Raw genomic sequence first — 8,856 nt, 5'->3', positions numbered from 1 at the left:
GGCGCATTCTCGGTGACCTACTACCCCGCCGAGGACGCCTTACGTGAGGCGATTCTCAACCGAAACGTCTATGGCGGCATAGCCTTCGGCCCGCAGGGGCCGACCCTGCTGACGGCCACCGGGGGCAGCCCCGCCGTCGCGCAATTGCTCACCCAGATCGGCAACGGCATCGCCGCGAATTCCGGCGTGACCCTGCACACCGAGGACCTGGCCCCGCCCACCCGCCAGGACCCGCGTGGAACCGGACTGGCCGCCTCCGCCCTGCCGATCACCCTGGCCGGGATGCTGCCGGCCATCGCGCTGGTGCTGGTGTTGAAGCGTGAGGTGTGGACCCGCCTGACCGCGGCAATCGTGTTCTCCGCGGTCGCGGGCACCACGGTCGCGGCGCTGCTCCAGTACGTGTTCGGCTCGATCGACTCCAACTTCTGGGGCGTGGCCGCAGGGCTGACCCTCGGGATAGCCGCAGCCGGCCTGTTCGTCCTCGGCCTGGGGTCTCTGTTCGGCAAGGTCGGCCTGGCGATAGGCGCTGCGCTGGCCCTGCTGTTGGGCAACCCGCTGTCCGGGTTGACGGCCGCACCGGAGATGCTGCCCGCCGGATGGGGTCAGCTCGGCCAGCTGCTGCCGCAGGGCGCCACTGCCACGCTGTTGCGATCGACCGCGTACTTCGGCGGGGCGGGCGCGGACCTGGCGATCGTCGTGCTCAGTTGCTGGGTGCTCGCCGGACTGACATTGGTGATCATCGCCGCATTGCGGCGGCCCGGGCGGACCGCGCCTAGACTGCGACTCCGTGGGACTCGATGACCGTCAAGCACTGGAGACACTCCAGAACGCTGTCGACCCCGACCAGGGCTCCGCGCCGCTGATCCGCGATTTCTACACCCAGTGGTTCGCCACCGACCTCTCGGCCCGCGATCTGTTCCCTCCAGACATGGACAGCCAGCGCGATGTCTTTGCCCGCGCGCTGACCTGGCTGTTCGGCGAGCTGATCGCCCAGCGCGCCGAGGAGCCGGTGGCGTTCCTGGCTCAGCTCGGCAGAGACCACCGCAAATACGGTGTGACGCAGAGTCATTACGACTCCATGCAGGAGGCGCTCTACAACGCGCTGCGCCGCCACCTCGAGTCCGACTGGGACGACCGGCTGGCCGAGACCACCCGCGACGCCGTGGCCCTGATCATCGGGGTGATGCGCGGGGCGGCCGACGCCGAGGACTCCCCCGCGTACTGCGACGGCACCGTCATCGAGCACCATCGGGTCACCCGGGACGTCTCGATGATCCGGCTCCAACTCGACCAGGCGCTGTTCTACCACCCCGGCCAGTACGTCACCGTGCAGGTGCCTCAGTGGCCGCGCCGGTGGCGCTACCTGAGTCCGGCCGTCCCCTCCGACCGCTCCGGGGGCATCGAGTTCCATATCCGGTCGGTCCCCGGCGGCATGGTGAGCACCGCCATCGTCGCCGAGACGAAGATCGGGGACCGCTGGCGCATGTCCAGCCCACACGGCGGGCTGCACGTCGACCGTGACGGCGAAGATGTGCTGATGGTGGCGGGCAGCACCGGGCTGGCCCCGCTGCGCAACATCATCATGGACATGACGCTGCACGGCGAGAATCCCCGCGTGCACCTGTTCTTCGGCGGTCGCTATCCGTGCGACCTCTACGACCTGAAGACGCTGTGGCACATCGCCTCGACAAACCCGTGGCTGTCGGTGACCCCGGTGTCGGAGTACAGCACCGATCCCCCGTGGGCCGGCCAGTACCCGAGCGTCCAGCCGCCGCGCGGTCTGCATGTGCGCCAGACAGGCACCCTGGCCGAAGTGGTGACCAGGTACGGCAATTGGGGCGATCGGCAGATCCTCATCTGCGGTGGACCGGACATGGTCACCGCCACCAAGGCAGCCCTGGTCGAGCGGGGCGCTCCGGCCGAGCGGATCCAGCACGACCCGCTGACGCGCTGAGGATGCCAGACTGGCGCCATGACCGCGGTTCGAACAGTCACCCTGCATGACCCGTCGTCATCCCTGACGGCCACGTATGTTCCGGCCGCGGGGATGATCTGTACCTCGCTGGCCGACGGTGCGGTCGAGTACCTGGGTCAGCGGCGCGGGTTGCAGGCCTACCTCACCGACGGCAAGACGATGGGCATCCCGATCCTCTACCCGTGGGCAAACCGCTTGAGTGCCAACGAGTACCGCGTCGACGACACCACGGTCCGCTTGACACCCGGGGTGGACGGCGTGCGCGCCGACGCGCACGGGGCACCGATGCACGGTGTGCTCGCCGCCAATCCGGACTGGCGGGTGACCGAGGAAACCGAGAACATGTTGAGAGCGGACCTGGATTGGGGTACCCACCCGAAGCTGCTGGCGACGTTCCCGTTCCCGCACCGTCTGACCATGGCGGTGACGCTGGCCGATCGGACCCTCACCGTGTCCACCACGGTGACCGCGACGTCCGAGCAGTCGGTGCCGCTGTGTTACGGCTACCACCCGTACGTGACGATTCCCGGTGTACCCCGCGAGGATTGGCAGTTGCATACCCCCGCCATGCGGCACCTGCTCGTCGATGACCGGGGCCTGCCCACCGGCGAATCACCGGACTGGCCGGGCGGGACGAGAAGGCTGGGCACCACCGAACTCGACGACGGATTCGATGCCGTCAAGGCGGGTGCGGTGTTCTGGCTGTCCGGCGGCAGCCACCGGGTCGAGGTCAGGTTCGACGCGGGTTACTCGGCGGCGCAACTGTTCGCGCCGCTGAGCGACAACGTGGTGGGCATCGAGCCGATGGCCGCACCCACCGATGCGTTGCGCCGCGGCAACTACCGGACCGCGGTGCCAGGAACGCCTGAGACAGCGACGTTTTCGATCAGAATCGGCCAGGACTAGCTCGGTGACCCCATCGTGATGGTGCGCACCCGGTTTCGGGCTTGGCCGGCCGCCTCACTGTCCTGGCTCGTTCCCACCACCTGAATCCAGGTTCTGGGACCAAGCGACAGGCACGTGACGAGCACGGACACCCCCGCACCGTTGAGTTCACCTGCGCCGGAGACGGATCCATTGCCGTTGGACGTCACTCTCAATCCGGTCTCACGGATCGCGAAGTCCGCATCGGTCATGCACTGCGGCTGAGACTTGGCTCGGGTGTCCGAACCCCAGTGCATCGCCGGTGACGGATCTGCAAGCGCCGGCGCCGCGGTGGAGAGCAGTACCGCACTCGCGGCACCCAAGACAACGCCGACTCCCGCGATCCGGGAAATGTTGTGCCCCATGATTTCCTCCCCCATTCGAACTACCTCCCCACGATCTGCGGTCGCAGCGTGCGCGGGTAGCTACATGAATTGTGGTGAAAGGTGCACGGGCGGGGCACGCGTAGCCGACTACGTCAATTCGGCCGGAATGACGGCTAGGAACGTCCGAGAACGCCTTCGGCCACCGGTGGATACGTCGTCCGGTACCCCAGCGTGCCGTCGGGAAGCAGCCGGAAGAGCTCTCCTGGGCCTTCCTGGCATTTCTGTAGATCGCTGCTGGCATCGAAATCGGCCACCCGGAACTCCACCTCGTCGCCGTCAGCTCGGCTCAGGAACACCTGGCCATGGCAGGGAACGCTCGGAACCCCTATGGATCCACACCGTTCCCCGATTCGACATTCGCGGTCGATGGTCAGCGTGATGTCGAAGGAGTGACCCTCTTCGGTGTTGGCCGTGCCCGCCCAGTGGCCCATCATGGCGGCGACAGGACTCGAGTGCGTCGACGACATCGACGAGGCGGTGCTCGTCGACGGACCGCCGGAACTACTGCTGTGATTGACGGTGATCGTCACCAGTCCGGTGACGGCAGCGGCCCCGATTACGCCAATGGCGGCCCAGGCTTCCCTCGGGATACCTGTCCGCCTGTCGCTTTCCTCCATCGCATGTGCCTCCGATCCACTGTGCACAGCGCCAATGCCATGCACAGTGATCGTTCACCGCACCGGATGGGATGAGTAGCGTAGACCGCTACTCAAATTCGGCTAGCGCGCGCCTCGACGTGGCTGCCACAGCACGACCGCTTTGGACGCCACAGAAACGTCGCGTCGCTGGTCGCTGAGTTGTTCGACCTGCTGGGTCAACTCGGAAATCCGCGTACGCAACGCATCAACCTGATTGGTCAGTTCGATGATGCGCTTGATCCCGGCCAGGTTGACGCCCTCGTCCTGTGACAACCGCTGCACCTCACGGAGCAGGTCGACGTCACGTTCGGAGTAACGGCGCCCGCCGCCGGAACTGCGCTGCGGGCTGACCAGGCCGAGCCGGTCGTATGTGCGCAGGGTCTGCGCGTGCATACCGGCCAGCTCGGCGGCCACCGAGATCAAAAACGTGCGGGCTTCGTCTTTGCGCTGGCTCATATGTTGCCTGCCCATCCGGCCCGCGGATCGAATCCGCTGGCCCGTTCGGCTTTCGCATATGCCTCCAGCGCCTCTGCCGCTTCACCTTCCAGGTTCGGCGGCACCGCGACCTTCACCGTGACCAGCAGGTCACCGTGGCCGCCGGAGCGTTTCGGTACCCCGCGTCCGCGCACCCGCAGGATCCGGCCGTCGGAGGTGCCCTTGGGCACGCGCACACCGACCTTGCCGTCCAGGGTGGGAACGGAAAGCGTTGTCCCGAGCGCCAACTCGTGGAAGCTGACCGGAACGCTGACGGTCAGGTCGTCGCCGTCACGCCCGAACACCTTGTCCGGACGCACGTGCACGGTGACGTAGAGGTCGCCCGACGGCGCACCTCGTAGCCCGGCTTCGCCCTGGCCGGCCAGCCGAATACGCTGACCGTCCTCGACACCCGGGGGGATCCGCACGTTGATGGTGCGGGTCCGGGTGGTGACGCCGGTGCCCTGACATTCGCCGCAGGGGTGTTCGATGATCGAGCCGCTGCCCCGGCATTCGGTGCAGGGCTCGGAGAATCCGAACGCTCCCTGGTTGCGGTTGACCACACCGGAGCCGTTGCAGTTCGGGCACACCTTCGGGCTGGTGCCCGGCCGCGCACCGCTGCCATGGCAGTTGGTGCAGGGGGCCGGGCTGGTCAGCCGCAGCGGCATGGCCACGCCCTTGGTGGCCTCCAAGAAGGACAGCTCGGTTTCGGTTTCCAGGTCGTTACCCCGGCGAGGCCGGCTCGGCCGCGGTTGCGCACCGCGCCCGAACAGCCCGCCGAAAAGGTCACCGATGTTGGCGCCGCCGCTCTGGCCGGCCGCGTCGAACAGGTCTCCCAGGTTGAATTCGGCTCCGTCGGAACCGAATCCGCCACTGAAGTTCCCGCCCGGGTTGAACCGACGCCCGCCCCCGGCGAACAGCCGACGGGTCTCGTCGTACTCCTTGCGCTTCGCGGGGTCCGACAGAACACTGTTCGCCTCAGAAACCGTCTTGAACCGCTCCGCCGCTCCCGCATCGGGATTGCGGTCGGGATGCAGCTCGGAGGCCAGTTTCCGGTAGGCCTTCTTGATCTCGTCGGCGCTGGCGTCAGAGGAGACGCCGAGTTCCTTGTAGAAGTCCTTCTCGACCCACTCGCGTTGGGCCATGCTGCGCCACCTCCTTACCTCTTCTCTCTATTGGATGGACTATTTGTCTGATTCTGCGGCCTGATCGCCGGCGGCGTCAGCGTTATCCGCTGTCCCCGACGGGGAATCAGCCCCGGCTTCGGCCTCGGGCACGGTGTCGACCACGCCGACGAGGGCGTGCCTGACCACCTGGTCACCGATCCGGTAGCCCCGGCGCATGACGGTCCCGACCACGGGATGGGTGCCCTCGCCCTCGTGCTGCACGGCCTCGTGCAGCGACGGGTCGAACTCGTCACCCTCGACGCCGAATCCGGAAAGGCCCTGTCCTTCAAGGGCACCGACGAGCTTGTCGGCGACCGACTTGAGCGGTCCGGATTCCAGGTCACCATGGCTGCGGGCCCGGTCCAGGTCGTCGAGCACACCCAGAAGCGGCGTGATGACGCCGGCCTTGGCCCGGTCCGCGGTCACCTGCTGATCGCGCAGCGCCCGCTTGCGGTAGTTGTCGTATTCGGCCTTCACGCGTTGCAGCGTGGCCTTGAGCTCGGCAACCTCGTCGCTATCGCTCGCCGACTCCCCAGCAGCGGAGGCGGCCGACGCCGGCCCACTGGGGGCCGGCGCCTGCTCACGAACCTCACCGGAGTCGGGATCGATGCGCCGTTTGTCGGTGATGGTCACCGGCTCGTGCGAATCGTTCTCGCTCACTTGGTCTCCTGGTCATCGTCGACAACTTCGGCGTCCACCACGTTGTCGTCCGCGTTGGACGAATCCGCAGCTCCACCCGGTCCACCGGCGGCCTGCTCAGCCTGAGTGGCCTCGTAGATCGCCTGGCCCAGACCCTGGGACTCGACACCGAGCTTCTCCATGGCGTCCTTGATCGCGGAGATGTCGGAGCCTTCCAGCGCCGACTTCGCCTCGGCGATCGCGCCGTCGACCTTGGTCAAGGTGTCCTCGGGGACCTTCGAACCGCCTTCGGCCTCACGCTGCTCCTTGACGAACTTCTCCGTCTGGTAGACCAGCGACTCGGCCTGGTTGCGGACGTCGGCCTCTTCGCGACGCTTGCGATCCTCGTCGGCGTGCGCCTCGGCGTCCTTGATCATCCGGTCGATCTCTTCCTTGGAGAGGCCGGAGCCTTCCTGGATCTTGATCGTGTTTTCCTTGCCGGTGCCCTTGTCCTTGGCGGTGACGTGCACGATGCCGTTGGCGTCGATGTCGAAGGTGACCTCGATCTGCGGCACGCCGCGGGGGGCCGGCGGGATGCCGGTCAGCTCGAAGGAGCCGAGCAGCTTGTTGTGCGCGGCGATTTCGCGCTCACCCTGGAAGACCTGGATCTGCACCGACGGCTGGTTGTCGTCAGTGGTGGTGAAGGTCTCCGACCGCTTGGTCGGGATGGTGGTGTTGCGCTCGATCAGCTTGGTCATCACGCCACCCTTGGTTTCGATACCGAGGGACAGCGGGGTGACGTCAAGCAGCAGAACGTCTTTCACCTCGCCCTTGAGCACGCCGGCCTGCAGCGCAGCACCCACGGCGACAACCTCGTCGGGGTTGACGCCCTTGTTGGGCTCCTTGCCGCCGGTCATTTCCTTGACCAGGTCGGTCACGGCGGGCATCCGGGTCGAGCCACCCACCAGCACCACGTGGTCGATCTCGCCGACCGAGATGCCGGCGTCCTTGATCACCGACTGGAACGGCTGACGGGTTCGGTCCAGCAGATCCTGAGTGATCTTCTGGAACTCGGCGCGGGTCAGCTGCTCGTCGAGGAACAGCGGGTTCTTGTCGGCGTCGACGGTGATGTAGGGCAGGTTGATCGAGGTGCTCTGCGAGGAGCTGAGTTCGATCTTCGCCTTCTCGGCCGCTTCACGCAGCCGCTGCATGGCCATCTTGTCCTTGGTCAGGTCGATGCCACTGGTGGCCTTGAACTTGTCGACCAGCCATTCGACGATCCGGTCATCCCAGTCGTCGCCACCGAGGTGGTTGTCACCGGAGGTGGCACGCACCTCGACGACACCGTCGCCGATCTCCAGCAGCGAGACGTCGAACGTGCCGCCACCGAGGTCGAAGACCAGGATGGTCTGTTCCTTGCTGCCCTTGTCCAGTCCGTAGGCCAGGGCGGCCGCGGTGGGCTCGTTGACGATGCGCAGGACGTTGAGGCCGGCGATCTGGCCGGCTTCCTTGGTGGCCTGGCGCTGGGCGTCGTTGAAGTACGCGGGCACCGTGATGACGGCGTCGGTGATGTCCTCACCGAGGTACGCCTCGGCGTCGCGCTTCAGTTTCTGCAGCACACGGGCGCTGATCTCCTGCGCCGTGTAGTTCTTGCCGTCGATCTCGACGGTCCAATCGGTGCCCATGTGACGCTTGACCGAACGGATGGTCCGGTCGACGTTGGTCACCGCCTGGTTCTTGGCGGGCTGACCGACCAGCACCTCGCCGTTGCGCGCGAACGCGACGACGGACGGAGTGGTCCGGGAGCCCTCGGAGTTCGCGACGACGACGGGGTCGCCGCCTTCCAGGACCGCGACGCATGAGTTGGTGGTCCCGAGGTCGATACCGACCGCACGAGCCATGGTGTTGCCTCCTGTTAGAGATATGGGGTCTGAGCGGACTGCGCTCAAGCTTGCTCCGGGTGAGCATAGGTTGTCAACCCAGACTTGAGTCATAGTCACTCAACTTGCTGTCGATGTGCTCAACGGGGGTTTCACAGGATTTGTTCCCGGAGCCGGCGATTTCTTTCGGGATGGTTGTGATAACGCCGGTCAGGTACTTCTCGCCGGTCAGGTACGGCGCACTCGGCCCCGCACCGACCGGGTACCGTGCCCCATAATCAGATGCCGCCGGTCGGCTCGACCCGCGGCTTGACATCCGGCTCACACCGTCGCCCCAGGGCGCAACCAGCCACTCGAGGGGGATCGAACGGCGATGGCAGACGAGATCACGACGACCGAACCGAACGTGCCCGAGGACAAGCCCGCCAAGCACGGGTACCAGCGCCGGGCGTTCAGATGGGCCACTCCGGTCGGTGACATCGCGATCGCCATCCGCACCCCGCGCAACCCCCGCCCGCTCGTGCCGAAGCGCTACGACCCGTTCGGAATCGCCGATCGCGCGCTCGATGCCGCCAAGACCAGCATGAAGCTGGCCGCCTGGGGCGAGGAACAGCTGGCCACCCTGGTGAAGAACCGGTTGGAAGCCATCGATTCGGCATCGGCGCCCAGGCCCGCGACGATCGCCACACCCGAGGAACCGACGGCCCGATCGCTCAACAACAAGATGGACCGGCTGCTGGACCGCGCCCTGGACCAGAGCACCACGGGCAGCCAGGTCGAGCTCTACCACCGCCT

At 66.6% G+C, this 8,856-nt stretch carries 9 protein-coding genes and 1 pseudogene; 4 read left to right on the top strand and 6 right to left on the bottom strand.

What is annotated here, in order from left to right; all coding sequences use genetic code 11:
* The 3 genes from TX88_RS05945 to TX88_RS05935 form a co-directional block, all read left to right on the top strand.
* A partial coding sequence (locus TX88_RS05945) for an ABC transporter permease (RefSeq protein ID WP_044515364.1) occupies window positions 1–801 on the top strand: 801 nt, incomplete at its 5' end.
* Complete coding sequence (locus tag TX88_RS05940) at window positions 788–1,954, top strand: FAD-binding oxidoreductase (RefSeq protein WP_044515363.1); 1,167 nt, start codon at window positions 788–790, stop codon at window positions 1,952–1,954. The genes TX88_RS05945 and TX88_RS05940, both read left to right, overlap by 14 nt.
* Before the next feature lie 18 nt (window positions 1,955–1,972).
* Complete coding sequence (locus TX88_RS05935; protein WP_044515361.1) at window positions 1,973–2,881, top strand: aldose 1-epimerase; 909 nt, start codon at window positions 1,973–1,975, stop codon at window positions 2,879–2,881.
* Here TX88_RS05935 and TX88_RS05930 read toward each other — a convergent pair.
* The 6 genes from TX88_RS05930 to dnaK form a co-directional block, all read right to left on the bottom strand.
* Window positions 2,878–3,264, bottom strand: a complete 387-nt coding sequence (locus tag TX88_RS05930) for a hypothetical protein (RefSeq protein WP_162563094.1) — start codon at window positions 3,262–3,264, stop codon at window positions 2,878–2,880. The genes TX88_RS05935 and TX88_RS05930 overlap by 4 nt on opposite strands.
* 134 nt (window positions 3,265–3,398) lie before the next feature.
* Window positions 3,399–3,581, bottom strand: coding sequence for a hypothetical protein (locus tag TX88_RS34660; protein ID WP_168441812.1), 183 nt, complete (start codon window positions 3,579–3,581; stop codon window positions 3,399–3,401).
* A 423-nt stretch (window positions 3,582–4,004) separates the two neighbouring features.
* Window positions 4,005–4,379, bottom strand: a complete 375-nt coding sequence (locus TX88_RS05920) for a heat shock protein transcriptional repressor HspR (RefSeq protein WP_044515355.1) — start codon at window positions 4,377–4,379, stop codon at window positions 4,005–4,007.
* Complete coding sequence (gene dnaJ, locus TX88_RS05915; protein WP_044515354.1) at window positions 4,376–5,542, bottom strand: molecular chaperone DnaJ; 1,167 nt, start codon at window positions 5,540–5,542, stop codon at window positions 4,376–4,378. Before dnaJ ends, TX88_RS05920 begins: the two co-directional genes overlap by 4 nt.
* Window positions 5,543–5,581: 39 nt before the next feature.
* Complete coding sequence (grpE, locus tag TX88_RS05910; protein ID WP_044515353.1) at window positions 5,582–6,223, bottom strand: nucleotide exchange factor GrpE; 642 nt, start codon at window positions 6,221–6,223, stop codon at window positions 5,582–5,584.
* A complete protein-coding gene (gene dnaK, locus TX88_RS05905; protein ID WP_044515351.1) occupies window positions 6,220–8,082 on the bottom strand; it encodes a molecular chaperone DnaK in 1,863 nt (620 codons plus the stop codon). Before dnaK ends, grpE begins: the two co-directional genes overlap by 4 nt.
* A 352-nt stretch (window positions 8,083–8,434) precedes the next feature.
* On the opposite strand from dnaK, the pseudogene TX88_RS05900 reads away from it, so the two are divergent.
* Window positions 8,435–8,856, top strand: a pseudogene (locus TX88_RS05900) (Abi-alpha family protein); the annotation flags it as partial.

It is taken from the genome of Mycolicibacterium septicum DSM 44393 (genome assembly GCF_000455325.1).
In the GTDB taxonomy this organism is placed as follows: domain Bacteria; phylum Actinomycetota; class Actinomycetes; order Mycobacteriales; family Mycobacteriaceae; genus Mycobacterium; species Mycobacterium septicum.
The sequence above is the reverse complement of the archived record's forward strand: the minus strand, read 5'-3'. Positions and strand labels throughout refer to the sequence as shown.

Coding starts and splice junctions, on each gene's coding strand:
- TX88_RS05935 (WP_044515361.1), top strand. CDS start 1,973: ATGACCGCGGTTCGAACAGTCACCCTGCATGACCCGTCGTCATCCCTG.
- TX88_RS05930 (WP_162563094.1), bottom strand. CDS start 3,264: ATGGGGCACAACATTTCCCGGATCGCGGGAGTCGGCGTTGTCTTGGGT.
- TX88_RS05920 (WP_044515355.1), bottom strand. CDS start 4,379: ATGAGCCAGCGCAAAGACGAAGCCCGCACGTTTTTGATCTCGGTGGCC.
- dnaJ (WP_044515354.1), bottom strand. CDS start 5,542: ATGGCCCAACGCGAGTGGGTCGAGAAGGACTTCTACAAGGAACTCGGC.
- dnaK (WP_044515351.1), bottom strand. CDS start 8,082: ATGGCTCGTGCGGTCGGTATCGACCTCGGGACCACCAACTCATGCGTC.